Origin of the sequence: Leptothoe sp. EHU-05/26/07-4, assembly GCF_043421015.1 — a bacterium.
GTDB lineage: Bacteria > Cyanobacteriota > Cyanobacteriia > Phormidesmidales > Phormidesmidaceae > Leptothoe > Leptothoe turfae.
In genome coordinates, this window is the sequence record NZ_JAXSQV010000008.1 from 310375 (window position 1) to 310592 (window position 218).

A 218-nucleotide genomic window follows, 5' to 3' on the forward strand; every position below is an offset into this window, starting at 1 on the left:
ATCGAGTGTAAATTTTTCTTATCACGGTTTATCCAATGTAATTAGACAAGAGAAAGAAACTATTTCTTAAAAAGAAATAGTCGCTCTCCGCATGTGCTTGGTCATCCGAATCGCACCAACAGATTTCAGAGTGGAATGAATCGCTGTAGCCGATCAACCATCGCTGATGCTCCGTCAAATGGTAAATGTTATCTTGCGTCGAGCCCCAAAATGCCACC